This window comes from Peribacillus sp. BM1 (genome assembly GCF_056679975.1).
Genome location: NZ_CM155259.1, coordinates 2,802,234 through 2,828,398 on the forward strand (window position 1 = coordinate 2,802,234; position 26,165 = coordinate 2,828,398).

Genomic DNA, 26,165 nt, shown 5'->3' on the forward strand with positions numbered 1-26,165 from the left:
GATGACTGAGGAAAAAGTACTTGACTTACCTTTAGAAGAAGTAATTGGCGATCGATTCGGTCGTTATAGTAAATATATTATTCAAGATCGTGCTTTACCTGACGCACGTGACGGATTAAAGCCTGTTCAACGTCGAATCCTTTATGCTATGCACGTTGAAGGGAATACGTTTGAAAAGAATTTCCGTAAATCGGCCAAAACTGTCGGGAATGTCATTGGTAATTATCATCCTCATGGTGATTCTTCGGTCTATGAAGCAATGGTACGAATGAGTCAGGATTGGAAATTAAGAAATGTCATGATCCAAATGCATGGAAATAACGGTAGCCTTGATGGTGATCCGCCAGCAGCTATGCGTTATACAGAGGCGAGGCTTTCTAGAATTGCTTCGGAATTGCTTCGGGATATTGATAAACGAACGGTTGATTTTGTGCCAAATTTCGATGATACCGCTGTCGAACCAATTGTGCTTCCAGCGATGTTTCCGAATCTACTTGTTAATGGCTCGACAGGTATTTCAGCAGGTTATGCAACAGAAATGCCGCCACACCAACTTGGAGAAGTCATTGATGCTGCCATTATGCGTATTGATAACCCAAAGGTGACGGTTGATGAATTGATGACCGTTCTTAAAGGACCGGATTTTCCCACTGGAGGAATTATTCAAGGTGTTGGTGGTATTAAGAAAGCGTATGAGACAGGTAAAGGAAAGATTATCATTCGCGGAAAAGCCGACATTGAAGATCTCCGTGGTGGTAAACAACAAATAGTTGTTACAGAAATACCTTATGAAGTGAATAAGGCAAACCTGGTTAGAAAAATGGATGAATTCCGCCTGGATCGAAAAGTAGAAGGCATTTCCGAAGTTCGTGATGAATCGGACCGGACTGGACTTAGAATTGTAATTGAATTGAAAAAAGAAGCAGATGCCAATGGGGTTTTGTATTATCTATACAAAAATTCGGATTTGCAAGTTGCTTACAATTTTAATATGGTTGCCATTGATAAAAAAAGGCCGACTTTGATGACTTTACCAAAACTTTTGGATGCTTATATCAATCACCGGAGAGAAGTAATCGAAAACCGTTCACGTTATGAACTGCAGAAGGCACATGATCGAGCACATATTGTTCAAGGTTTAATGAAGGCTTTGTCTATTCTCGATGAAGTGATTGCAGCAATCCGTGCTTCGAAAGATAAAAAAGACGCAAAGAATAATTTGATGGCGAAGTTCGGCTTTACAGAGCCTCAGGCTGAAGCGATTGTTTCTTTGCAATTATATCGTTTGACGAATACGGATATCACCGCACTTCAGGAAGAGGAAAAAGAGCTGAAAAAGAAAATTGAAGAGTTAACGAAGATTTTAGAAAGCGAAAAAGCACTATTTCAGGTCATGAAAAAAGAATTAAAATTTATTAAAAAAGAATTCAATGATCCGCGCCGATCAGTTATTGAAGATGAAATTGAAGAAATTAAGATTAACCTTGAGGTGTTAGTTGCAAGCGAAGATGTGATTGTAACTGTCACGAATGAGGGATATGTTAAACGAACGTCCTTAAGGTCGTACACAGCATCTGGTGGTCAAGATTTTGGGATGAAGGACTCAGATCGGCTATTGCAAAAACTAGAAGTTAATACAACGGACGTGCTTCTGATGTTCACGAATAAAGGAAATTATCTATACTGTCCGGTTCACCAGCTTCCGGATATTCGTTGGAAAGAAACTGGTCAGCATATTGCTAATATTATTCCAATCGACCGCAATGAACAAATTGTAAAGGCAATTCCAATTAAAGACTTTGAACAATCTCATTATTTGTTATTTGTAACAAGAAACGGTCTTGTAAAGAAAACAGAGTTGGGTTCGTATAAAGCACAGCGCTATTCTAAGCCTTTAGTTGCAATCAATGTAAAAGGCGACGATATCTTGGTAGATGTCCATTTAACAGACGGAAGCCGTGATGTTTTCTTAGCAACAAACATGGGCCTTTCGCTTTGGTTCGATGAAGAAGAAATCAGTCCTATTGGTGTCAGGGCAGCTGGAGTTAAAGGCATTAACTTAAAGGATGGAGATTTTGTGACGGGTGGTAAAATTCTTGAAAAAGAAACAACAGAAGCCATCTTAATTGTGACACAGCGCGGAGCCGTGAAGAAAATGAAGCTTGCTGAATTTGAGAAATCAACACGTGCTAAACGTGGTCTCGTTATGTTAAAAGAACTAAAATCAAATCCTCATCGAGTAATTGGTCTTGAAACAGTCATACCGAGTGATACAATTTTTATTGAAACAGAAAAAGGTATCATTGAATCTATTCATGTTAGCGGATTACGTTATACAGATCGCTATACAAATGGCTCGTTTATTATAGATGAATCGGAGGCAGGAAAAGCGAAAGAGATTTGGAAGAGAAGTGTAGAAGTAGATAAAACAAATCCAGCTTCCAGATAATTGGCGTAATCTTAGAATGTTCTACAAGATTGAATGCTTATTAATAATAGTTTTCAAAAGAAGCGTGTACAAGGAAATTTTCTTGTACACGTTTTTTTCATATTTTACATTTTGTTGGTAACACTAAGACGTACTTACAAATAGTAGAGGAAGAACGTAGATGAATGTTTTAAATTCTCCACTCTTTATATGGAATAAAGATATTACGAAGTCGAAAATAAGTCAGAATAAAACAAGCGGATAAATAAAGCTTTACTAATAAATTGGAAGGTGTTTACATGAATGTTCAAACTAATATACTAAAATACTTAATTTTCCTACTAGCCGTTTTTTTTACATACCAAGCAGTATCTGCCCAAGACAAGGACGTTGCAAACGAGATAATTTTGGTTACAGAAAAGCGAGATGTCACAGGAGATAATATTGCAGATCGATTGGTGATTAAAGGTCTAAAGTACGAGGAAGATACAAAATTTTTAAAGGAAATAACATTGCATGTTGATACGGGAGAACAAAAGTTTGAACAACCACTCTCAAGCGGTTATAAGCCAACCATTCAATTTGTTGATGTTAATACAGATGGCACTCTCGATGTGTTTATTACTACAGAAACTGGCGGAAGCGGGGGAATATTGAATTCCTTTTTATTCAGTTTTAAGGATCAAATGATGAAGGATTTAACAGTGCCAAAAATGGTCCCAATCACAGCTCAATTTCTAGATAACTATCAAGCGAAGCTTACTATAAATGGGAAAAAGCCATTGGTCATTGATTTGTCTGACCGTAAAGAAGAGTACGAACAATCAGGAATTTATACAAATGGTATTTTGAATGAAGCGACAGAACTTTTGGTCGATGGTTTTTCTACTTTAAAACCAGCATTTCTTGTAGGAAAATGTAAAGGGTTAGTGGGGATTCAGTTAGTCAGCGGTGTATATCATGCGGATGGAATTGCGCTTGTTGAATCAAAATGGATTTATGAAAAAGGAAAATGGAAGCTCGTAAAAGCAAAAATCAAACCGCTGCAGACTAAATAATCATCAGTGGGATTTATTTAATCCCCACTGATGATTATTTAGCTCGTAGTTGTTTATTTCTACGTATTGTCATTCATGACTAGTTTATTTCATATGTATTAATACAAGCAGAAGAAGCAATTGGATTTAGTAAATTCCCGACAGACAAGCTGCAAAAAAAATATCAAATCCTTTTTTACTGTAATGGACGTCTATAAAGCGTATATCTCCGTTTTTTATCAAGAAATTACGTACTTAAAGCCAGACCATAAAAAAAACGGCAATCGTATTTAACCGCCAACTAGTCGGTCTAGGAACTGGATTCTTAGTATCCCAAACAAAAAGGAGGCTTATTATGGATTTTGAATTATCGAAAGAGCAGCAGATGATAAAAAAAATGGTTAAAGAATTTGCAGAAAAAGAAATCAAACCGATCGCCATTGAACTTGATGAGAATGCCCGATTTGCTGAGGAAGTATTTAAAAAAATAGGAAAACTTGGTTTACTAGGTCTGCCATTTCCAGAACAATACGGTGGTTCAGGTGGAGATACGATTTCTTATGCCATCGCTGTTGAAGAAATTGGCAAGGCTTGCGGTGGGACCGGGTTAAGCTATGCTGCAGCTGTATCACTTGGATCAAGTCCAATCTATTACTTTGGCACAGAAGAACAAAAACAAAAATACCTTGTTCCGTTGGCTCAAGGGAAAACATTAGCAGCCTTCGGATTAACCGAACCAAATGCTGGTTCCGATGCAGGTGGAACGAAAACGACAGCTGTACTTGAAGGTGAGGAGTATGTGATCAATGGTGAAAAATGCTGGATTACAAACGCTGGCTTTTCGAGAACCGTCACGATTACAGCAGTAACTGGAAAAGATAGTCGAGGAAAGAATATCATCTCAGCTTTTATTGTACCAACAGATGCATTAGGGGTATCAATTACTTGTAATTATGAAAAAATGGGTGTCAGAGCCTCTAACACTTGTGCAATTGTTCTAGACAACGTCCGAGTTTCAAAAGAAAATTTGCTTGGCGATGCAGAAAAGGGATTTAAACAATTTTTGCATACACTAGATGGAGGAAGAATTTCCATTGCGGCTCTTGCAGTCGGTATCGCACAAGCGGCATTTGATCGGGCCCTTGCCTATTCTAAAGAACGTATTCAATTCGGCCAATCGATCTCGAAGTTCCAGGCGATTCAATTTAAATTAGCTGACATGGCCATGGAAATTGAATTAGCACGCAACATGGTATATAAAGCAGCATGGCTAAAAGATAAAATGAAATCGTTTACGAAAGAATCCGCATATGCCAAATTGTTTGCGACAGAAACCGCATTCCGTGTGAGCAATCAAGCAATCCAAATCCATGGTGGATCAGGTTATATGCGTGAATACGAAGTGGAACGATATTTACGTGATGCAAAACTGCTTGAAATTGGCGAAGGAACTTCCGAGATTCAGAGATTAGTGATTGCTAGACAGCTTGGTTGTTGAAGATAAATACGTGTAACAATCCAAACATGTTCATGTAAAGAATAAATAAATTACGCGAAAAATCATTTGAGGATTTGACTGAATCTACTTCATCTGGAGGATTATGATGATAAAAAAAATACTAATCGCAAATCGGGGTGAAATTGCTTCAAGAATCATACGAACTTGCAGGAAAATGGGAATTGCTTCAGTAGCTGTTTATTCGGAGGCAGACAAGGATGCCCCTTATGTGTCAAAAGCGGATGAAGCGTTTTTACTTGGAGGCCCTCGAGTCAATGAAAGCTACTTAAATGCAACGAAAATCTTCGAGATAGCTAAACTTGCAAACTGTGATGCTGTTCATCCAGGCTATGGTTTTTTTAGTGAAAATGCTAATTTTGCAAGAAAGTGTGCTAAAGAAGATCTGATTTTCATCGGTCCGCACCCGGATCTAATCGAAAAAATGGGTAATAAAGTCGCAGCGCGCCAATTGATGGAATTAAATGGACTACCAGTAGTTCCTGGTTTGTCGCGACCGCTCGTTGATAGCAAAGAAGCAGTTTGGGAAGCGGAAAAAATCGGCTATCCCGTTATGTTAAAGGCAGCAGCTGGTGGTGGCGGTATAGGCATGCAGGTAGCAAACGATGAAGTGGAACTACTGAAGATATACGAAGGCAACCAAAAGCGAGCTCTTATGTTCTTTGGGAATGGTGAGATGTTCATAGAAAAATTGATTGAAAAGCCGAGGCATATCGAAATTCAAGTGCTTGCAGACACATTTGGTCATAGTGTTTATTTATGGGAAAGAGAATGCTCGATCCAAAGACGGCACCAGAAAGTTTTTGAAGAAGCTCCGTCTCCGTTTCTAGATAACGAAACAAGGGAAGCGATGGGAAATGCAGCGGTGAAAGCTATTGAGACGATCGGCTATTATAATGCTGGAACACTTGAGTTCCTCGTTGATGTCGATAAGAACTTTTATTTCTTAGAAATGAATACTCGGCTTCAAGTTGAACACCCGGTTACCGAAGAAATCACGGGTTTGGATCTTGTTGAACAGCAAATTAGGATTGCCCAAGGAGAACAATTGGCTTTTAAACAATCAGAGATTCATAGAGACGGTCATAGTATTGAAGTCCGAATCTATGCTGAGGATCCTGTTACATTTTTTCCTTCACCGGGGAAAATTACCGAGTTGAAAGTGCCGCAGGAAGAATATATTCGTCATGAGTTAGCCGTTCATGATCGCTCTGTCGTATCTCATTTTTATGATCCGATGATTGCGAAATTAATCGTAAAAGGCAGTTCCCGATTACAAGCAATTCAACGCTTAGTTGAAGCCCTTGATTTCTATAAAGTGGAAGGCATTAAGACGAATTTACCATTATTAAGACAAATAGCAGTTCATGAGAAGTACAAACAAGGTGAAACGACTACTGATTTTATCGAAACATATATTAAGAAGAATGGTACAACGATCTAGGAGGGGTCTACATGTCAGAAGTAATTGCAAGTATGGCAGGAAGTGTGTGGAAAATTGTTGTGTCTGAAGGAGAAAATGTAAGCAGCGGACAAGAAGTCATCATTCTTGAATCGATGAAAATGGAAATACCACTTGAAGCAGGAACATCAGGAAAGATCAAGCAGATTCATATATCGGAAGGTGATTTTGTAAATGAAGGCGATGTCCTGGCGATTATAGAATGAACTGGCCCAAAAACGTAACGATTAAGGAAGTTGGCCCACGGGATGGTTTGCAAAATGAAAAATTAATTTTATCGACAAGTGACAAGATTGCATGGATTGATCGATTGTCTTACTCAGGACTTACTTATCTTGAAATAACTTCATTTGTCCATCCAAAATGGATTCCACAGCTTGCAGATGCAGTGGAAGTCGTACGAAATATCAAGAGAAACCCAAATGTCACCTATGCGGCCCTGGTTCCAAACATGAAAGGACTTGAATCGGCAATTGCCTGCTCAGTTGATGAAGTATCCGTTTTTATGTCAGCGAGTGAAACACATAATAAACAAAACATTAATAAAACCATATCAGAGACGATTCCTATATTACAGGAGGTAATAGTAGCAGCGATAGATGAGGGAAAAACGGTTCGCGGCTATATTTCAACGGTATTCGGCTGCCCTTATGAGGGGGATGTTGATTACAATCAAGTGCTTAGAATATGTGAAAAACTATTTACATTGGGGATTGGTGAAATATCGTTAGGTGATACAATCGGCGTTGCTTCCCCAAAGCAGGTAGAGGATTTTTTAAATCAAGCGCTTAAACGATATCAACCGCAGAGTTTGGCGATGCATTTTCATGACACGAGAGGAATGGCACTTGCGAATATTGTAAAAGCACTTGATTATGGCATTACAACCTTTGATTCGTCACTTGGAGGACTAGGAGGGTGCCCATATGCGCCGGGTGCAAGTGGAAATGTAGCTACAGATGATTTGGTTCATATGCTTGAAAAAATGAACATCCATACAGGTGTGAATGAAAAAGCCCTAGTAGATTCAGCTTTGTTTGTTCAGAAAAAATTAAATAAACCACTTCCAAGTCATAGAATGGCTATGTACTCCTATTCAAAAGGATGAAAAATGATGAGTGGCGGTGTTTGTAAATGTCAAATCTAATTAAAATATCAAAACAGGAAAACTTTGTAACCGTCGTAACGTTAAATCGACCAGCTCAAGCCAATGCATTATCAGTCAAACTATTGGAAGAGCTTAATCATGCACTAGAGACAGTAACAACGGATCCAACTGTACGTTGCGTCATCATAACCGGTACTGGAGATAAGGTTTTTTGTGCCGGAGCCGACTTAAAAGAAAGATTGGAGATGGATGAAGCTCAGGTGAAACGGACAGTCAAATTAATCTGTAGTACGATGGATGCTGTTCAAAATCTACCGGTTCCCGTTATTGCCGCCATAAACGGTGCTGCTTTTGGCGGCGGATTGGAGCTGGCTTTAGCGTGTGATATCAGGATTGCTTCGACTATAGCGAAAATGGGCTTAACGGAAACATCATTAGGGATTATCCCTGGTGCTGGTGGGACACAGCGTCTACCTCGACTCGTTGGCGTTTCTGCAGCAAAAGAACTTATATTCACTGCAAGAAGAATTGATGCTGAGGAAGCGCTTAAGTTAGGCATACTTAACAAAATCACCGAAGCTGATCAGCTAATGAACAAAGCGTTGGAACTCGCTGCTGAAATCTCACGAAATGCTCCGTTAAGCCTAAAAGCGGCTAAAAAAGCCATAAATGAAGGAATAGATATGGAAATAGCAAGAGGTTTGGAAATTGAAAAAAGATGGTATGACACGATTATTGAATCAAAAGACCGCTTGGAAGGACTACAAGCATTCAAGGAAAAAAGACGACCCTTATTTACCGGGAAATGAAAGGAGCTGCACACATGTCAACTGTAGGAAAGTTACAGCAAGCCACCGAACAAATAAAACAAGGTGGCTTACAAAAATACCATGAGAAAAATATGGGAAAAGGAAAACTATTTGTTCGTGACAGATTACGCTTACTTTTAGATGACGATATGGAAATCGAAGACGCGTTTTTTGCAAACTGTGAAAGTGACGGCCTGCCTGCTGATGGAGTCGTTACTGGAATAGGGAAAATCGACGGACGAACCGTATGTGTAATGGCCAATGATTCTACAGTCAAAGCTGGCTCATGGGGAGCGCGAACGGTTGAAAAAATAATCCGTATTCAAGAAACAGCTGAGAAATTAAATGTCCCACTCCTATATTTAGTTGACTCAGCGGGAGCACGCATTACGGATCAAGTAGACATGTTTCCTGGAAGAAGGGGAGCAGGTCGAATTTTTTATAATCAAGTAAAATTGTCTGGAAAAGTTCCACAAATCTGCCTCCTTTTTGGCCCTTCTGCGGCTGGGGGTGCGTATATTCCCGCCTTTTGTGATATTGTTGTGATGGTCGAAGGTAATGCATCAATGTATCTTGGCTCCCCAAGAATGGCAGAAATGGTCATCGGTGAAAAAGTGAGCGAGGAAGAAATGGGAGGAGCAAGAATGCATTGCAGTGTTTCTGGATGTGGCGACGTTCTTGTAAATTCTGAACAAGAATCGATTGCGTTTGCTCGTCGTTATCTGGCTTATTTTCCTGAAAATTATCAACAAAAGCCGTCTGCATCCGAAATTCGTCTTCCTGTAGCGTCGGAAAAGACACTAGAAGAAATAATTCCGGCCAATCAAAATGCTCCATTTAATATGTATGAATTGATTGATCAGCTTATTGATGAGGACTCCTTCTGTGAAATCAAAAAACTGTTTGCTTCTGAACTCATTACAGGTTTGGCAAGAATGAATGGTCAATCAGTGGGCGTTATCGCCAATCAACCGAAAGTAAAGGGCGGAGTTCTGTTCCATGATTCTGCTGATAAAGCTGCCAAATTTATTACATTATGTGATGCCTTTAACATTCCACTATTATTTTTAGCTGATATTCCTGGGTTCATGATTGGTACTAAGGTGGAAAGAGCGGGTATTATTCGTCATGGAGCGAAGATGATATCCGCTATGAGTGAGGCGACAGTACCGAAAATTTCCGTTGTAGTGAGAAAGGCGTATGGCGCTGGATTATATGCAATGGCAGGTCCAGCTTTCGAGCCAGATTGTTGTTTGGCATTGCCTAGTGCATCCATTGCCGTCATGGGTCCGGAAGCTGCTGTCAATGCTGTTTATGCAAATAAAATTAACGCATTACCTGAAGAAGAACGAGCGGCATTTATCGAATTGAAGCGTGAAGAATATCGAAAGGATATCGATATATATCGGCTAGCATCAGAAATGATTGTCGATGATATCGTCCAGCCAAATCAACTCCGATCAGAGCTGATTCGCAGGTTTACCGCATATAACAGTAAACAACTTTCATTCACACAGAGAAAGCATGGGGTTTACCCAGTCTAGATACAAAGCCTTTTCATATTGTGAATCTGTCTGAAAAGAGTATAATTTCGAGCATTGCACAGATGTACACTTTTATTATGTTGCATATCGTAATTGTGAGGTCTGACCAAATACGTTTGGGACAGCCTCATTTTTTTGTCTATTTCCAAACTACCAATCATCCAATTTTCAATTGCTGACGCCTTATAAAAGGCATGAAAGCAGGTAAAGTTATTGAAAAACAAGTGTAAGGAGTATAGTATAATAATAATTATGTATATTAGGGAGTGAGGGAATGGGGAAAAAAGCCTTAATTAATATTGATTATACAAATGACTTTGTCGCAGATAATGGTTCTTTAACTTGTGGTAAGCCTGGTCAAGAATTGGAAAGAAGAATTGTAGATATTACGAAAGAGTTTATTAATCAGGGTGATGAGGTCTTTTTTGCCATTGATATCCATGAAAAGGATGACCAATATCATCCAGAAACGAATCTATTTCCACCGCACAATATTAGAGGTACAATGGGAAGGGATTTGTTCGGTTCTTTACAAAATATATATGAAGCGAATAAGAATAAAGCAAATGTTCATTATATGGATAAAACGAGGTATTCGGCATTTTCCGGGACAGACCTCAGTATCAAATTACGAGAACGCGGTATAACCGATGTGTACCTTGTAGGCGTTTGTACAGATATTTGCGTGCTTCATACAGCTGTAGATGCATATAATCAAGGATTTACAATCTCGATCTACCAAGATGCAGTAGCATCATTTGACCAGGCTGGGCATGAATGGGCTTTACGCCACTTTAAAAACTCACTAGGAGCAAATTTGCTCTAAGTAAAAATAAATAGGAATAGAAAACCTACCTACATCTTATTTGAGGATAAGTCTGTGGAAATTTTGACGATATGGATGATGATATAATTCGTCAAAGAATGTTGGTTGTTCTTAAAAAAGGGGGATTTTCTCCGTCATTGCAGGGGATAGTACATTTTAACACTGCTGTGCGGGAGGATGTTTTTATGGGGAATACATATATGGATGATAGCTATGCACTTCATACAGATCTATACCAAATCAATATGACACAAACCTATTGGGAAGACAATATTCACAATAAAATGGCCGTGTTTGAAGTTTACTTTCGAAAGCTACCTTTTAACAGTGGCTACGCAATCTTTGCAGGTCTTGAAAAAGTCGTTCATTATATTGAGAATTTTCGTTTCTCCCACTCTGATATAGAGTATTTACGAGAGCAAATTGGATATGCAGAGGACTATCTTGCTTATTTGGAAAACATGAGGTTTACGGGTCAGATTCGATGTATGAAGGAAGGTGAGCTTGTATTTGCTAATGAGCCGATTTTACGTGTGGAGGCTCCGCTTGGGCAAGCGCAAATCATTGAAACTGCCATTCTTAATATTATAAATTTTCAAACGCTTGTTGCTACTAAGGCCTCACGGATTAAGCAAGTGATTGGCGAAGAATCAGCGATGGAATTCGGCACAAGACGGGCTCAAGAAATGGATGCTGCTTTATGGGGAGCAAGAGCTTCTTATTTAGCTGGCTTTGATTCAACAAGCAATGTGCGAGCAGGAAAGGTGTTTGGTATCCCTGTTTCAGGAACACATGCTCATTCCATGATCCAGGCATACAAGGATGAATATACCGCCTTTTATAAATATGCCACATCACATAAAGACTGCGTATTTTTAGTTGATACCTATGATACCCTTCGTTCGGGCATCCCTAATGCGATTAAGGTTGCCAAGGAACTTGGTGATCGGATTAACTTTATAGGTATTCGTTTAGACAGCGGGGACTTAGCATATTTATCAAAAGAAGCACGAAAAATGCTTGATGAAGCAGGATATCCTGATGTGAAAATCGTTGCTTCTAATGATTTGGATGAATACACAATTATTAACTTGAAGCAACAAGGAGCAAAAATAGACATCTGGGGGATAGGAACAAAGCTTATTACTGCTTTTGACCAACCAGCTTTAGGAGCCGTATATAAGATGGTTTCGATTGAAGGCGAAAGCGGGAATATGATCGATACGATTAAAATTTCCTCGAATCCAGAAAAAGTTTCAACACCGGGTTTGAAACGTGTCTACCGAATTATCAATTCAATAAACTTACATTCTGAAGGCGATTATATCGCTATGGAAAACGAGAATCCTCAAGCAGAGGAGAAATTAAAGCTGTTTCATCCCGTTCACACATTTTTAAGCAAGTTCGTCACCGATTTCAATGCAGTTGATTTGCATGAAGATATTTTTATCAGTGGTCAGCTTGTCTACGAACTGCCTCATATTGAACAAATAAGGGAATTTTCAAAAGCGAATTTATCTGTTCTATGGCCTGAATATTTGCGCGCACTTAATCCTGAGGAATACCCTGTTGATTTAAGTCAAGCCTGCTGGGACAATAAGATGAAGAACATTCAAGAAGCGACAAATAAAGTAAAAGAAATGCTATGGACTAGATGAACTGGGAAGAGAGGTTTAGGAGACTATGCGTCCTTTACAGAAAGAAATTGTAAAAAAATTATTAGTACAGCCTACGATTGACCCGAAAGAAGAATTTAGAAACAGTGTCGATTTACTCAAAAATTATCTTGAAAAATATTCATTTCTAAAAAGTCTTGTACTAGGCATATCAGGTGGGCAAGACTCCACTTTATGTGGGTATATTGCTCAAACTGCAGTGAATGAATTGAATGACGAATCAGGTAAGGAAGAGTATCAATTTATCGCTGTCAGCCTGCCATATGGCATTCAAGTAGATGAAGATGACCGTCAATTGGCATTGCAATTTATTCAGCCGAGTAAGACGGTAACGGTCAATATTAAAGTTGCCGTTGATGCTTCAGTTAAAGCAGTAGAAGACGGTACAGGCGAGAAGCTGAATAATTTCTTAAAAGGAAACGTTAAAGCACGTGAAAGAATGAAAGTTCAATACGATTTGGCCGGAATTTATAGCGGTGTTGTATTGGGTACTGATCATGCAGCGGAAGCAGTAACAGGATTCTATACAAAGCACGGAGATGGAGCAGCAGACTTAATCCCTCTTTATCGTTTGAATAAGAGACAAGGGAGAGAAATTCTAAAATATCTGAATGCTCCAGAACGTTTATATGTAAAAGTACCAACAGCAGATTTGGAAGATGATAAACCGCAAATTCCTGATGAAGTGGCTTTAGGGGTTACCTATGATGATATTGATGATTACCTTGAAGGCAAGGAAGTCAAAGAAGATGCGGCTGAAAAAATCGAAGGCTGGTATAAGAAAACAGAACATAAACGGAACCATGCGATAACGGTTTATGATACGTGGTGGAAATAAGAAACAAGAAAATTTGCTCTTGCAACGGCAGGAGCAAATTTTTTTGTTTTTTTTACATAGTTAATCATATTTGAGTTAGTTATCTATTAAGTGTTTTCTGGATGGTGTCTACCTGGTGAACTTTGGGGATTCTTCTTTACTTGAAAGTAGAGACATTTTTTCTGAATTATTAAAAATCTCATTAATTATCTCAGATCTAGCAATGTGTCGCCCGTAGTTACACATACAAGATTATCACAATGATTTCATACAACTTCTGATGTCGCCACTCGAATAACACCATATATGAAATTCAATCAGTATTGTACCTTACCCTCCCACTTTAAATAAATTATGTGAAAAACGCCTTTTTTAGTGAAACATGACAAATGAATGAGCCAAGCTGTCCGAATTAGCATTAACTATATTAATCATTTAGAAAAGAGGTGAATTATATGTCTGCTAGTATTATTAGACGCCCGGATGTAGTAACTATACTTTGGCAAAGAAATCTGTTAACACCTTTCACACCTACAATTGTAGAGGCTACAGTGATTGGAAGTGCGAAGCCCTGCAATTTAAATGCTGGTCAATCTCTCATTACAGCATCAATTTGTTTATTGTCTAATCGATTTGTATTAGTATCGAACATAGACTTAGGTGTATTCGGAATTTCTGAATTTGTCCGTCTATTCTAATATGTAAATAGGGGACAAGTTATTTTAGAGTGTACGAATCTAAAATAACTTGTCTATTTATATAAACAGAAAAACCAATTAAATTATGGCAAATATAACTGAATCTAAAGAAGGAGAGGAGAATTTTATGATTTCAAAAGATGAAGGCAGTATAGCAGAAGATTTTAAAAAGTTTAATTAGCTGCCTACAAATCAAGATTCATTTAATTTAAAGCAATAAATTTTTTTCTCAATTCTTCTTCAGAGACTACGATCTTACCACTCATATCTTCAGATTGCAGTACATAGCTTTTCACGCCAATGAATTCCGATTCGGAAATTACAAAGAATTTAGTACCTTTTTTGTACATATTGCGATAATTTTCAATTAATTTAAACAACTTCACATTTATCACCCTAAATTAAGCGAGAACCTGTTCTATTAACTTGCTTGATGTGGTTAATTGTTTTTATGATAACTTAAACATACGTCTTACAGTGTTGTATGCAAGAATATACTTTAATCATTCAAATCGTTTAAATGAAATCATTAATATTCTCATTTACCCAGACATATATAGTATCTCGAACTTCTGCATCATTTTCCCCAAGTTGTTCAGCAAGTAATTTAATTTCAGATGGAAGATTTTTCAACACTTCATCAATTTGTTGTTCTGATGGACCAGTACCCAGTACATCAACAAAACACTCATGGATTATATCTCTCATTTTATTAGTCTCCTTTAATTAATCTTTTTACTAAAAGCCCCATGCCTTTATTTCTAATCGTTTTGTCGGGAGTTTTATTATGATGTATTTCCTATGCTCTTTCTCTTTAAGATATGAAGGTAAATATCTCTCTACATTGTGATTGTTGGCATAACAAACTGTCTCTAATAAACCGTTACCCTTATGTTGCTCACGATCAGTCTTATACTCTTGCTCTGTGGATTCTGTGAAGTCTTTTTCATTTAAATACTCGTGAACTTGTTCATTCGTAAGCAAATAGTACATACTGTCCCCTTCCTTAAATAATAGTATAGATCTTCTCATGGTTCAACTGATTCGAATAAAAACTCATTGACTCCAAATGTACATGAGAATTCTATTTATTATCACAATAATTCCATAACCAATAGCTAATTTTATCTCATTTAAGCTTAAAAGTAGTCCTACTGGTACTAAGAATATAAGTATTTCTAAAACTAAATGAAGTGGCTCTGATAACTGAATACTCGCTTTTGGAGAGCCAAATACTCCCCATATAACAGCAATGCCCACTGGGATAATAATGCATAGTAAACCCTTCATGAATCCAGTGTTCCCTATCTTAAACCCCCAGTATCCATATACAACGAGTGCACAAATTTCTAAGATAAATCTAAGCCCTAAGTTTATCAATTTGGCTGCATCTAGAATCACCATTAGCTCCGCCTTTCTTAACCGTTCTTCTTTCTTCTTGTAAATGCTTATTCAATCGTTTGCAAATGATGCTTTAATCATCGGTGAAATTGTGTTACAACTGATTCCTTTTGAACGATAATTTCTTATAGATGTATTGTAGTCTATAAAGTGGATACACAGATTTATTAACTACAAATATTTACAAAATTATAACAAGAACTATATTACAAATTTTTTGAATGAAATGAGTAAGAAAATATGGAGCGGTATATAGAAAAAATTCTATCAGAAATTCAAATAACTAAATCTACTGATTCGGAAGTTTGACAAAGAAACTTGTGAAATCGAAAAGTAAATGTACTATGACACCTTAAAAGGGAAAGAAGGCTACCTAGTGAAAAAGATAGAAAATAAAAGGGAATAACCATCTAGTGTAGAAGGTATTAAAGTGGGATAGGATGTGAAAAACAGAATATGTTGAAATAATGTATGTTTATTCGAAGGATAAACGGTTGTAATAAATAACGAAATACTTGAAGAGTTTTTGATACTAAGACGAGAAGAAGAGTCAAATGGAGGAAGGCTTAATAAGACAATCTGCCACAGGGGAAATATTGAAATTCAACTTATGCGGTTATCATTTAACTAGAATATGTTTTAGACTCGGAATACATATCTACTTTTTAGGGGTGATACTATGAACGAATATAATGTTACGGTTAAGAATGGTAGTACGATAATTTTATCAGATGTAATTGAAGCTGAAGATGAAAGAGATGTACTTGGAGCACTATTAATAAATAGCGAATTATTCAACCAATCATTTACAGATATTAGAATTTTAGAGCGTTAATATGTTACCGACAAGCTCATTTTCTAGAAACAACCTTACTATCCATACAAGTAGGTGAAATTATGTGCGGACGCTTTACTTTGTTCACTGACATAGAAGAAATTATTTCCCGTTTTGATATTCAAGCTCCGTTTAATGACGATTATCAATTCAGTTACAATGTAGCTCCTTCACACTCTGTTCTTTCAATAATCAATGATGGTTCTAAGAATCGACTTGGTTATCTTCGTTGGGGCTTAATTCCTTTCTGGGCTAAAGATGAAAAAATTGGGTACCAAATGATCAACGCTAGGGCAGAGACTTTAGCAGAGAAACCAAGTTTCAAGAACGCATACAAAAAGAAACGTTGTTTAATACTAGCCGATTCCTTTTATGAATGGAAAAAGACACCCGAACGTAAAATCCCTATGCGAATCAAACTAAAAGATAGCGTTCCATTTGGAATGGCGGGCTTATGGGAATCATGGAAATCACCTGAAAGTAAAACCATTTACACTTGTTCGGTTATCACTACTTTTCCAAATAAGTTAATGTCTACTATTCATGATAGAATGCCTGTTATTCTTAAACCTGAAGATCAAAAAGTATGGTTAGATCCTTCAATTAACGATCCTGATTTTCTACAACAATACTTAAAACCATTTGATTCAGAACAAATGGAGGCATTTGAGGTATCATCCGAAGTTAACTCGCCTAAGAATAATTCAGCTAACTTGATAGAACAAATATGTTAAGTAGTTTATTTGGCCTCTTTTCATTTGGAAAAATCAAGAGCTGGATTAGGCTTTAACTCCTCCAATTTATTAGGAGATTTTCCGTTAAGTAAGATGTTTTTCTACGGAATGATTTTATTCTGTAACTTAGCTCGATGTTGAATTTATGATGCGGGATTACCAAGTATAGAGGATGAAACGATAAGAAGATAAATAAACGTAGTTTTCATACAAACAACATAGTAAAAGGGGGGAATAATATAGATTTTTTCAGGTGAATGGAGTATTTAAAAACTTGATAGGATTGTTATTTTATTAATTACTCATCGGTTTTGCTACTAAATAAGAATAGTAACAAAACCAATGAAAAAAATACTTCCAATTAGGAATATTACACTGCTTACACTCCCAATCGTTCTTCCAAATAAAAGATTCTAAACTTTAATTCATAGTTGGTATCTAAGACTCCAATAACAATCTGATTATCTTCAGTTAAAGTAACATATCTAAAAGTTTCATCACGTTCGATCATTAAGTTTGTTTCTGGTGGTGTCTCCATTTTTGCAAAGAAGGTTTGTGAATACTCAAGAGGAAGAACTACATCTATTCCTTCCTCTGGTTTGCCAAGCCACTTAAACATAATATCTTTCAGTGACATTTGTTCAATTATCGATAGATGTTCCTTAAAAACTAATTTATCTACAGTTACTTCTTTCAATTTCATCACTCCTCAATAATAGATAAAGTGTATACGTAAAGATCCCTAATAACAAGGGTATTCCAATGACAAACCTTTTACATTTTGATTACTATAAGGAATAAAGAATTGATTTAAAGTGTTATAAAACGGACGGTAGATTAGGAAATAAATTGATCGGAAGTTATTAAGGCAATTAGCTGAAAAATAAACCATAATAAAAATATTACATAGAATAGCTCGCTAGAATATATAAATCACAACAGCTAGAGGGAAAAGAGGTGAACCGATGTAAAGATGTTCAAGTGATGAATAGCTCTTTACAGGAATTGCACCTCGAGTTCTAAAGTAAGCCATCATTTTTGGGACATAACTTGTACATCGTTGGGCCATTTATTTTCAATATATAAGTTTTTAAATTAAAAGGCTAGCTGAAGGTGTTTGAAGACACACACTCATTAATTAGGGAAGCTTAAAAGAATATAAGAGAAGTGATTGGGTTGAATGATGAAATGATTAAAATTATAGAGAGAAGTATTCAGGAAGATGATTTCTTTTACTGTTATAATATGAAGGAGTAATCAGTAAAGGAGAGTATAAAAATGAAAGAAACAATTCTCAAGTTGGCAGAATTACTTAATAATATCCATGACTTTATTCAAATCTACGTTAGTAATCATTTAAATCTAGGTTTAAATGATAAAGATTTACATTTTTGGATTATGGGTATTATTGGAATTTTTGTATTTGTTTTTGTGCTAATTGTATCAAAATTTATATCCAAACTGCCTTTTGGGATTACAATATTATCGTTTATATATAGTTTCACGTTTATGGTCGTTTTAGTTTTTGCAATTGAAATACAACAAGCACTTACAAAGAGAGGCAATATGGAATTTCAAGATGCTGTTGTGGGATTATGGGGATTCGTTGTATTTTTTCTAGGTTTTGTGATAATTTCATCGATCTTCTTACTAATTAAAAGGTTATTAACGAGGTTTACTGATAAAGATTCTAATGGAAAAGTTCATCTTTAATATTTATTATGAGGAATTTAATTTGATTAGCATCCATTTCGGGTGCTTTTTATTTTTGTCTAAATTTGAAGGGAGAATGTTAAATGGTAATAGGTTAAGAAAATAGACACAATTTTATTTGATTTTATCATCTACCGCGCTTTTGCTTGGTGACCTGTTAATTCACCTTGAGTTAGCTATAACGTCTTTCAAAAACATTAGGTTTGTCGTAACAGTTCTCATTTCGGCTGCCAGTAATTGTACGCTCGAGTAAGAGCCAACAGAGTCAATTCCTTTGCCATTTGTTTATCAGCCTCCCATCCAATAATTTTACGAGAATATAAATCCATGACACTCGCTAAATACACCCAGCCTTTAGAAGTAGGAATATATGTGATATCTGAAACCCAGACAGATTGCGGTTTATCTGCGTTCAATGGTTGGCAAGAAAAAAGCATTGTTCTGGATATCTCAAAGGAAATGAAAAAGTATCTTGATGATAACTATACAGATCATGAAACTACTCTCACGCGGGCCACAAATGTATGTATAGAACTATCTGAACGTACTGCTATCGCCAATAAGGCTAATGCAGATGTTTTATAAGCAATCATGTAAACGCTGGTGATGAATATGATAAGTAAGGAATTGGGAGGGGAATTATGGAGAAAATACAAGCGGAAATTCATGTAACTAAGGATTACATTTACGTTTTTGGAGATTTGACAAAGAAGCCAGTAAAAATTGAAAACTGCATGAACCTTTTTAATTGGTGAGGCTTTTAGAAGGTATGACGAAGCGAATCTCATTACTTTGAGAGAGAAAAGGAAGTCGAAATAGGAAAATAATTGGAAAATGAGTATGGACAAGAGCTATCTATATGGGGTGGAGAAATGGAAATTCAATTTCTAAGTTATTAAATTTTATAGGAATTATTACAATAATTATAGGAATAGTTATCGGTTTCATTCTAGGTTATGAAGAAGGCTTATATAAACCGACGATGAAATGGTCAACAGTAATAATCTTCTCTATGTCAGGCTCGGTATCAGGAATTTTGTTTATTAGTTTTGCAGAAGTCATCAACTTGCTTAATAAATATCTATAGGTATTAATGGTTTGGGTGTAGAAAGTGTTAAACCAATTCAAATAAATGATTCAGTAACAAAAACTAAATCTGAAAAATATGACAAGATTTTAGGGAATGGGAAATAGGAGTGAATTTATCAATTCGGAGCCGTGGTAATAATATTTTTCTTTTAATTACAAAAATATCTAGGAATATCTCTCCGTTTGCTACATACGTATAGAATGTGTACGGGATACTAAATTAGTTAAGGGGAGTAGCTACATTGAATCAAATCGTGATCAAAGAAAATATTAAATTCGCAAATAACTATTTGTCCAATCTTCATGAAGAAGGAGTTAATGATTCTAATCAATATATAAAATATCAGCAAATAGTGAAAATTAACTATCTCATTCAAAAATACAACTTGCAACCTAATCACAAAATTATTAATGAATACTATAGTGATGAAGGTAATCTAGTTAAGCGTGTAGAGCACACAGTAGAAGAATACATTCATAATTAAATTGAATAATTGCCAAATAAAATTTATATGTGAATGTATGGATGAAAGGAGTAGGATCTAATGAAATATATTGTTCCGCCATTATTAGCCTACTTACTTGTATGTATTATTGCTGTTTTATCTCCAGCTTCTGAAGGTTATAATGCAGTAGGTTGGAAATTGTTTGTTGGGCAACTTTATGCAATTCCAATTTTAATCGTTGTTGCATTAATCACACTATACTTGAACAAAAAACATTTAAAAAAGAAAAATGAATAAATAAGATGTGAATGGCCAATTAATGAGTATTTTTGCATATTAACAAAGTAGATATTTCAGCCGTTATTGCTCACTAATCAGTGGGCTTTTTTGTTTAATCTTCCAATCTATATAGCATTATAGAGTGATTTACAGCGGAGATAACCATCCAACTAAATATAAAGGCGATATAAAATAAATATTCCGGATCAGAAAAAAAGAAAGTTCAAATTTTAAGGGCATTAGCGTAAACCTTTAGTTTACGGTTTGTGTTTTTTTCATAAAATCACAATTTTAGTGAAATAGGAAAGAGATATAAATCTAGAAGAACTTCGTAGGAGACCTGAAATTCAAGTTCAAGAAGATGTAGAAAAAATCATAAAAAGTTCAACATAAAAAGCGCCCCATTAAGAGGCGTTTTTTTTGTACACCTTATTTAATTAAAGCCCCTCGTTAGCCATCCATGCAGCACAAAATCAGTGCTGCACCACAGAGAATGAAAATGGATAGGATGTGTCAATACTGATACTGACCTTAATCCAGTCAACCCTAATCCATAAACTTATTAATTATCGCTCTCCTCTTTTTTTAAACGATTAAGCAGGGTCTTCTTAAGTATTGTCATTTTTCTAATCTTGAAGAAACTTATTTTCATGGTAGTTTAGGAAGATTAATTATTTCTTAATTCATCATAATGTTTTTTGGTATTAGAGATATTGTTATCAATAAAAAACCTTGCCTGTTGTTTGAACATATCAAAGTAAGAGTCTCTATCAATGCTTAAATCTCCCAATTTATCAACGTCTCCTTGAACTTGTACAGTATCAGTTTTTAAATCAACTTGAGGAAATTCATGACGTACTCCTGTTGATTTAAAAATCGTATAACCAACATTAGATTTATCTGTGTTATCGTTCATTTCCACCCCCCCTAATAAAATTTTGTATAAATACCTATCTAAAGAAGTCAATGCTGATCAAAATGATTTCCAATTTGCTTCGAGTTTAAGATGGAGAGAGAAAATTGTGGTATTGACAATGAAGATATTGATTTTATTATTAAAAGGTTAGAAAGAACAGGTTTTATTAGTGAAATTACAGGACCATATTTTGAATATGCTGGAGGTGAAATTAAGATTACAAAATCATTTTTAAGATTACAAAATCATTTTTAAGATTCATGGAGTATATTAAAACAGATTCCTTAGTGAGCTAACTCCAACGTATGGTTATAATAAATAATTATCGAAGCATTCTACTTTGGGTGCCTTTTATTTGCAGGAATTTATCTCCTTTTTGCCGAAATAAGTACAATAGGGAGATGATACTATGAGTTATAAAGTGAAATATATGTTATTTGACCGTGTTGGTGCTAGGTTAGTACCAAACAAACAGTATAACTATACCATCGTTAGTGTAAAATATACTGAAGATCAAAACGATATGTATACGAATGTAAAAGACGAATTGTCAAGAGTCATAGGACGCCCATCTACCGAATTTAAAGTACTAAGTTATAGTGAAGTTTAAGAGTATCCTTTTGGGGTACTTTTTTAATTGTATAATACAGAACATTTGTTATTAGAACCAAAAGAATTTATAAAGGCTGTTTAAGGTATATAAAAAGAGATATAACTAGAGTCCTCTTAATAAATGGGATTCTTTGTTTGGTTTGTGTATCAAAAACGGATGAATTTGACACATATTAAGGAGAAGACAAGGAAGAGGAGACTTCAGAAAATATTCATCTAAACTCCTTTATATTTGACGGACTTGGATTAAAATTCTCAATTCCTGTTATAGTAATTCTATCTACGTCTGTCCTAAAAATTTTAAAGCTAATTAAAAATACGATAAGTACAATAGATGATATAATTATAAGTTTGTATTTTTTATTCATAAATATCCTTTTGTATTAAATTTTTCCTGGTAATGATGTTCCCCAGCTCTTTGCAAGGCGAACATTCGCATCAGAAACTATATGTAGAGGTATTACTGCTAAAAGACCTTCAATAGAATAAGCACTTGAAGATTGCAAATTATAACCAGTTTGATCCCACATTGCATATTTGTTAACTTAGAACAATACCAAGCATCAGTAGACCAAATTGTAGTTTTTATCGCATATGGTTCTCCTACCTGATTCAAACCAAAATTAACAGCGCTTTTTCGTTCTGTAGTAGTTGCTTCTGTTCCTAATTTACTTGTAACTTTATATTGTTTAATTCCACTAGAACCTTGCCATAATTTATCTCTGTTCCAATGATGAACTTTTGCTCCATTGTTCGCAGTTCTAGCTGCTTCTATAACGTAATAGTCTGTTGTAGACAATACTGCTGTATGACCAGTGAATGATTTTTCTCCACCTGCATTTTTATTTCCAATGCCATAATATAAAATATCACCGTAGCGCCAGCTCATAGCTGCAGCAGACACAACATTTTTATTTTTAAAATAAGGTGCAGCCTTTAAATCTAATTCTCCCATTTTATCAATCAACTCAAATTGTTTTTCCGAATCATTGGATAGTTCTGAATCTAGTGATCCCACATAATTTTCTAAATCACTGTGAATTTGATTAACTGTTCCAATGTCCAACCGTGGTCATTCGTAATCGTCAAAATCCTTTTCTCGTAGTTCTCGCTCCTTTATCTGTTCTTTTAATACTAACAATTTTTAGGATATGTTCTAATACGAAAAGCTATGATAAACTTACATTCGGATCTCAACATGATTGACAGAGAGGATTTTCCAAATGTTAGATAAGTATAAAAAAGAGATAGAAAAGTATAGAAAAAGAATACTAAAGTATAACAATGATATGAAAAAGAAAAAAGGATGCGCAGGGTGTTTATTTTTCTTTGGGAAAGTATTGTTAATCTTAATTGGATGTTATTTGCTCATTAATTTTTCTGGTTTTATGGAAAAATTTGAAGAAAAGAATAATGAAGAAGTAAAACAAGTAGGTATTAATAAGAACCAAGCGGCATGTGCTAAATTCAGTTCTGATCAAGAGCTCTTGGATTATTGGTATAGTAAATACTATAATAAATATAGCGATCCAGAATTCTTAGATGATAACTATGATGGAGTTCCGTGTCAAATAAATCAAAAAGTGTTTGATGAATTTATTTTAGCTAAAGAAAAGGAAGCAAAGATTAAAGAGGAAGCAATAGATGATGCAAAAGATGTTAGGAAATCAGATACTAAAAGTTGCGAAAGAAATATTCGTGGTAATATTTCTAGTTCTGGAGAGAAGATTTATCATTTACCTGGAGGAGACTTTTATGATGAAACAAAACCAGAAGAAACTTTTTGCACTCAAGCGGAAGCGTGGGAAGCTGGCTATAGAAAATCAAAGAGATAGTGGAAACGGTATAATTATCGATATATGTCTATAATAAGGTATTGAAATTTGTTATAATAAAGTATTGTTTATTTTTAGGAGGAAATTAATTGTCAATTGAAGTAGGTAGCAAAGTATCAGGTAAAGTAACAGGGATTACTGTTTTTGGAGCATTCGTAGAATTATCAGGAAACATAACGGGTCTTGTGCACATTAGTGAGGTTGCAGATAGTTATGTCAAAGATGTTAATGATCATCTTAAAATTGGAGATCAAGTTGAAGTAAAAGTCTTAAGTGAAAAAGAAGGTAAGCTTGCTTTATCGATCAAACAAACTATTGATAAACCAGAAGGACAACGTGAAACTTATACTAAGAAACCGTTCCGTAAGACTGATAATCGACCAAAAAGTAATTTTCAACCAAGGGAAACCTTTGATGATAAAATGTCCAAATTTTTAAAGTCCAGTGAAGAAAACTTATCTTCTCTTAAACGCAATACTGAATCAAAACGTGGCGGTAGAGGCGGAAGAAGAGGTTAAAATATAATAAAACAGGTAATTTCATCTTTAAATGAGGTTGAGAGATAGTAATGTAAATATTTAAGAAGATTTTTCCCTTAGTTTGCCTCTAGTATAAAATAATTTACACAATTGTAATAAGGACTATTATACTATCCTCCCGAATTTATTAAGTAATAAAATTTGGAGGATAGTATGGAGAGGATACAAGCGGAAATTCATGTAACTAAAGACTACATTTACGTTTTTGGGGATTTAACAAAGAAGCCAGTAAAAATTGAGAATAGAATGAACCATGAGCATTTTTTAATTGGTGAGGCGTTCAGGAAGTATGAAGAAGAGAATTTCATTACCTTGAGAGGGAAGAGAAAATTGCATAAGAAGCATAGCTTCATCAGGGTTTTGTATAATTTCAGATTTATCGAATTGGTCAAATGTCTTGACTATAGTATCTAAAATTTAAAAAGAAACTTCAATAATGTCTAATACTTCCTCAACACTACTATCTTCAATAAAATAATTAGTTTCAGTATTGAGAGAAATTCAAGCTAGGAAGTGTGTTATAAAAAAGAAGCCAGTGAATGGGTAATAATCCACTGGCTTCTTTTTTTAAAATCAACTTATCCTTTAAAGGAAACCTTACACAGACCAAGAGCATAATTTTTGGTCACTAATGCGGTCACTAAAATGGAAATAAACCCTGTATTATCAGCCTCTTATAGCTCCTACGAGAGGTCACTAATTTGGTCACTAAATTGTAATTTTTACGCTATATTTTTAATAATCACTTATTCCACCTATTCCTTCTGCCTAATCCTCTCTAAAATCGCCATCACGTCATCAGGCTTATGAAATTCAATCGGTGACACGCCTTTTTCAAACACAATGGATTCAGCATCAACAAGCAACACATATCGACCATTAATCTTCCCTAAATGAACATTCTCGCCGAAATCAGAAAGCAATCCTTTCACAGAAGTATTCCCAAGTGTCATCCGCATTTCTGCATCAGGTGTATGTTCAACGATTTGTGCTGTAGCTTCAATCACTTGATGTGTGTCGAGTCGCTCTTGAATCTCACGTTTTTCGCTCGCTTCCCAAACCTCCATCGCCTGTTCAAATTGTTGCAGTTCTTCGCTGTTATCAGCGAATGTTTCTTGAACATGCTCCTGTACCATATTCATGACTTGTGCTTTCATGATTTCTGGCATGGATTCACCGTAATCAACGAATTTCAAGAAATCTTCGAAATAACGAGCATGTGAAGCTTGATGAATTTTCAGCTCGCCAGGTTCAACCATGCCTTCTTCTGGCATGTAGGGATATTGGATGGATTTCATGTTTTTCGTTGTGATGGCCATTTCTACGTTGCGAATTAAAGTTGCTTCGTCCGAGATGGAAGCGACTTTAGGTTCGAAATCGCATTTAAGCAGGAATACGAATGGTTCATCAAAGTATTTTGTTAATTTTGCACTTGCAATGAGAAAAACCCCACCGCGAACTGCACTTGTGTCTAAATAGGCGCTGACAAATTGCTCATTTTCTTCATGAAATTGTTCCTTTGAGTCCGCAAAACGAACACGATTGAATAAATTATAGTTTGGATTAGAGTCTAACTCATGACCTTCCTCGACGATAAAAAAGCCAATTTTAGTTGGAACTTGTTCAGCTTTTGGATGCCGATCTACTTTACGCTTGCTAATCTTCATTAATTCCCCATCAAGGAAATCCTTGAGTGAACTTTCTTCATACTCTTCTTCGTCCAATGTTTGGAAATGCTTATATCGTTTGTCCGTCTGATCACCTTTCCCCTCGACAGATATAACGTAAAAGGATAAATATTGTATTGAAAAATCCATTGCATTCACCTATTTTCTTTATTTCATG

General features: G+C 35.6%; 31 protein-coding genes and 1 pseudogene. 23 read left to right on the forward strand and 9 right to left on the reverse strand.

Annotated features, from left to right (window positions below; all coding sequences use genetic code 11):
- The first annotated feature begins 1 nt into the window (after position 1).
- The 12 genes from parC (at position 2) to AC1MGI_RS13610 (ending at position 13,921) form a co-directional block, all read left to right on the forward strand.
- Positions 2-2,449 carry a DNA topoisomerase IV subunit A gene (parC, locus tag AC1MGI_RS13555; protein WP_480345713.1) on the forward strand — a complete coding sequence of 816 codons (2,448 nt, stop codon included), beginning with the start codon at positions 2-4 and terminating at the stop codon, positions 2,447-2,449.
- A gap of 278 nt (positions 2,450-2,727) precedes the next feature.
- Positions 2,728-3,486: a hypothetical protein gene (locus AC1MGI_RS13560; RefSeq protein WP_480345714.1), complete on the forward strand. Its 759-nt coding sequence runs from the start codon at positions 2,728-2,730 to the stop codon at positions 3,484-3,486.
- A 334-nt stretch (positions 3,487-3,820) separates the two neighbouring features.
- Positions 3,821-4,963: an acyl-CoA dehydrogenase family protein gene (locus AC1MGI_RS13565; protein ID WP_480345715.1), complete on the forward strand. Its 1,143-nt coding sequence runs from the start codon at positions 3,821-3,823 to the stop codon at positions 4,961-4,963.
- A gap of 106 nt (positions 4,964-5,069) precedes the next feature.
- A complete protein-coding gene (locus AC1MGI_RS13570; RefSeq protein ID WP_480349790.1) occupies positions 5,070-6,425 on the forward strand; it encodes an acetyl-CoA carboxylase biotin carboxylase subunit in 1,356 nt (451 codons plus the stop codon).
- An 11-nt stretch (positions 6,426-6,436) separates the two neighbouring features.
- Positions 6,437-6,649: an acetyl-CoA carboxylase biotin carboxyl carrier protein subunit gene (locus AC1MGI_RS13575; RefSeq protein ID WP_480345716.1), complete on the forward strand. Its 213-nt coding sequence runs from the start codon at positions 6,437-6,439 to the stop codon at positions 6,647-6,649.
- Positions 6,646-7,551: a hydroxymethylglutaryl-CoA lyase gene (locus tag AC1MGI_RS13580; RefSeq protein WP_480345717.1), complete on the forward strand. Its 906-nt coding sequence runs from the start codon at positions 6,646-6,648 to the stop codon at positions 7,549-7,551. The genes AC1MGI_RS13575 and AC1MGI_RS13580 overlap by 4 nt, the downstream gene beginning before the upstream one ends.
- Positions 7,552-7,577: 26 nt before the next feature.
- Complete coding sequence (locus AC1MGI_RS13585) at positions 7,578-8,360, forward strand: enoyl-CoA hydratase (protein WP_480345718.1); 783 nt, start codon at positions 7,578-7,580, stop codon at positions 8,358-8,360.
- A 14-nt stretch (positions 8,361-8,374) separates the two neighbouring features.
- A complete protein-coding gene (locus AC1MGI_RS13590) occupies positions 8,375-9,904 on the forward strand; it encodes an acyl-CoA carboxylase subunit beta (RefSeq protein ID WP_480345719.1) in 1,530 nt (509 codons plus the stop codon).
- A gap of 274 nt (positions 9,905-10,178) precedes the next feature.
- Positions 10,179-10,730, forward strand: a complete 552-nt coding sequence (locus tag AC1MGI_RS13595) for a cysteine hydrolase family protein (protein WP_480345720.1) — start codon at positions 10,179-10,181, stop codon at positions 10,728-10,730.
- A 185-nt stretch (positions 10,731-10,915) separates the two neighbouring features.
- Entirely contained in the window at positions 10,916-12,388 is a 1,473-nt protein-coding gene (locus AC1MGI_RS13600; RefSeq protein ID WP_480345721.1) for a nicotinate phosphoribosyltransferase, read from the forward strand.
- A gap of 25 nt (positions 12,389-12,413) precedes the next feature.
- Complete coding sequence (gene nadE / locus AC1MGI_RS13605; protein WP_480345722.1) at positions 12,414-13,244, forward strand: ammonia-dependent NAD(+) synthetase; 831 nt, start codon at positions 12,414-12,416, stop codon at positions 13,242-13,244.
- Positions 13,245-13,678: 434 nt separating this feature from the next.
- Positions 13,679-13,921 carry a hypothetical protein gene (locus AC1MGI_RS13610; protein WP_062180429.1) on the forward strand — a complete coding sequence of 81 codons (243 nt, stop codon included), beginning with the start codon at positions 13,679-13,681 and terminating at the stop codon, positions 13,919-13,921.
- Between the two features lie 203 nt (positions 13,922-14,124).
- Here AC1MGI_RS13610 and AC1MGI_RS13615 read toward each other — a convergent pair whose 3' ends face one another.
- From AC1MGI_RS13615 to AC1MGI_RS13630, 4 genes are all read right to left on the reverse strand, one after another.
- Positions 14,125-14,307, reverse strand: coding sequence for a hypothetical protein (locus AC1MGI_RS13615; protein ID WP_062180427.1), 183 nt, complete (start codon positions 14,305-14,307; stop codon positions 14,125-14,127).
- A gap of 130 nt (positions 14,308-14,437) precedes the next feature.
- A complete protein-coding gene (locus AC1MGI_RS13620; protein WP_062180425.1) occupies positions 14,438-14,629 on the reverse strand; it encodes a hypothetical protein in 192 nt (63 codons plus the stop codon).
- Between the two features lie 30 nt (positions 14,630-14,659).
- The gene (locus AC1MGI_RS13625; RefSeq protein WP_480345723.1) at positions 14,660-14,914 is read right to left on the reverse strand and encodes a hypothetical protein; all 255 of its coding nucleotides are present in this window, start codon (positions 14,912-14,914) and stop codon (positions 14,660-14,662) included.
- A 63-nt stretch (positions 14,915-14,977) separates the two neighbouring features.
- Positions 14,978-15,325 carry a YrdB family protein gene (locus tag AC1MGI_RS13630; RefSeq protein WP_480345724.1) on the reverse strand — a complete coding sequence of 116 codons (348 nt, stop codon included), beginning with the start codon at positions 15,323-15,325 and terminating at the stop codon, positions 14,978-14,980.
- Positions 15,326-16,001: 676 nt separating this feature from the next.
- Between AC1MGI_RS13630 and AC1MGI_RS13635 the strand changes: the two genes are divergently transcribed.
- The gene (locus AC1MGI_RS13635) at positions 16,002-16,157 is read left to right on the forward strand and encodes a hypothetical protein (RefSeq protein ID WP_480345725.1); all 156 of its coding nucleotides are present in this window, start codon (positions 16,002-16,004) and stop codon (positions 16,155-16,157) included.
- 62 nt (positions 16,158-16,219) lie between these two features.
- The gene (locus tag AC1MGI_RS13640) at positions 16,220-16,891 is read left to right on the forward strand and encodes an SOS response-associated peptidase (RefSeq protein WP_480345726.1); all 672 of its coding nucleotides are present in this window, start codon (positions 16,220-16,222) and stop codon (positions 16,889-16,891) included.
- Between the two features lie 379 nt (positions 16,892-17,270).
- Here AC1MGI_RS13640 and AC1MGI_RS13645 read toward each other — a convergent pair whose 3' ends face one another.
- Entirely contained in the window at positions 17,271-17,588 is a 318-nt protein-coding gene (locus AC1MGI_RS13645; protein ID WP_480345727.1) for a hypothetical protein, read from the reverse strand.
- 581 nt (positions 17,589-18,169) lie between these two features.
- On the opposite strand from AC1MGI_RS13645, the gene AC1MGI_RS13650 reads away from it, so the two are divergent.
- Positions 18,170-18,604, forward strand: a complete 435-nt coding sequence (locus AC1MGI_RS13650) for a hypothetical protein (RefSeq protein ID WP_480345728.1) — start codon at positions 18,170-18,172, stop codon at positions 18,602-18,604.
- A 242-nt stretch (positions 18,605-18,846) separates the two neighbouring features.
- On the opposite strand, the pseudogene AC1MGI_RS13655 reads toward AC1MGI_RS13650, so the two are convergent.
- Positions 18,847-18,993 (reverse strand): annotated as a pseudogene (locus AC1MGI_RS13655) (DDE-type integrase/transposase/recombinase); the annotation flags it as partial.
- Here AC1MGI_RS13655 and AC1MGI_RS13660 point away from each other — a divergent pair.
- The 3 genes from AC1MGI_RS13660 (at position 18,932) to AC1MGI_RS13670 (ending at position 20,436) form a co-directional block, all read left to right on the forward strand.
- Entirely contained in the window at positions 18,932-19,189 is a 258-nt protein-coding gene (locus AC1MGI_RS13660) for an N-acetylmuramoyl-L-alanine amidase family protein (RefSeq protein WP_480345729.1), read from the forward strand. The pseudogene AC1MGI_RS13655 and the gene AC1MGI_RS13660 sit on opposite strands and share 62 nt — an antisense overlap.
- 746 nt (positions 19,190-19,935) lie before the next feature.
- On the forward strand, positions 19,936-20,178 hold the full coding sequence (locus AC1MGI_RS13665; RefSeq protein WP_480345730.1) for a hypothetical protein: 243 nt from the start codon (positions 19,936-19,938) through the stop codon (positions 20,176-20,178).
- A gap of 60 nt (positions 20,179-20,238) precedes the next feature.
- Entirely contained in the window at positions 20,239-20,436 is a 198-nt protein-coding gene (locus AC1MGI_RS13670; protein ID WP_480345731.1) for a DUF4017 family protein, read from the forward strand.
- A 649-nt stretch (positions 20,437-21,085) separates the two neighbouring features.
- Here the strand turns inward: AC1MGI_RS13670 and AC1MGI_RS13675 are convergent.
- Entirely contained in the window at positions 21,086-21,334 is a 249-nt protein-coding gene (locus tag AC1MGI_RS13675; protein WP_480345732.1) for a hypothetical protein, read from the reverse strand.
- 90 nt (positions 21,335-21,424) lie between these two features.
- Between AC1MGI_RS13675 and AC1MGI_RS13680 the strand changes: the two genes are divergently transcribed.
- Both AC1MGI_RS13680 and AC1MGI_RS13685 read left to right on the forward strand, forming a co-directional pair.
- The gene (locus tag AC1MGI_RS13680) at positions 21,425-21,589 is read left to right on the forward strand and encodes a hypothetical protein (protein WP_480345733.1); all 165 of its coding nucleotides are present in this window, start codon (positions 21,425-21,427) and stop codon (positions 21,587-21,589) included.
- A gap of 154 nt (positions 21,590-21,743) precedes the next feature.
- Positions 21,744-21,944, forward strand: a complete 201-nt coding sequence (locus AC1MGI_RS13685) for a hypothetical protein (RefSeq protein WP_062180390.1) — start codon at positions 21,744-21,746, stop codon at positions 21,942-21,944.
- A 468-nt stretch (positions 21,945-22,412) separates the two neighbouring features.
- On the opposite strand, the gene AC1MGI_RS13690 is transcribed toward AC1MGI_RS13685, so the two are convergent.
- Positions 22,413-23,012, reverse strand: coding sequence for a hypothetical protein (locus AC1MGI_RS13690; protein ID WP_480345734.1), 600 nt, complete (start codon positions 23,010-23,012; stop codon positions 22,413-22,415).
- 157 nt (positions 23,013-23,169) lie between these two features.
- On the opposite strand from AC1MGI_RS13690, the gene AC1MGI_RS13695 reads away from it, so the two are divergent.
- From AC1MGI_RS13695 to AC1MGI_RS13705, 3 genes are all read left to right on the forward strand, one after another.
- Entirely contained in the window at positions 23,170-23,781 is a 612-nt protein-coding gene (locus AC1MGI_RS13695; protein WP_480345735.1) for a sunset domain-containing protein, read from the forward strand.
- Between the two features lie 89 nt (positions 23,782-23,870).
- Positions 23,871-24,299: a S1 domain-containing RNA-binding protein gene (locus AC1MGI_RS13700; RefSeq protein WP_480345736.1), complete on the forward strand. Its 429-nt coding sequence runs from the start codon at positions 23,871-23,873 to the stop codon at positions 24,297-24,299.
- Positions 24,300-24,473: 174 nt separating this feature from the next.
- On the forward strand, positions 24,474-24,734 hold the full coding sequence (locus AC1MGI_RS13705) for a hypothetical protein (protein ID WP_480345737.1): 261 nt from the start codon (positions 24,474-24,476) through the stop codon (positions 24,732-24,734).
- A 341-nt stretch (positions 24,735-25,075) separates the two neighbouring features.
- Here the strand turns inward: AC1MGI_RS13705 and AC1MGI_RS13710 are convergent, their stop codons facing one another.
- Positions 25,076-26,137, reverse strand: coding sequence for a DUF3900 domain-containing protein (locus tag AC1MGI_RS13710; RefSeq protein WP_480345738.1), 1,062 nt, complete (start codon positions 26,135-26,137; stop codon positions 25,076-25,078).
- Positions 26,138-26,165 lie beyond the last annotated feature (28 nt).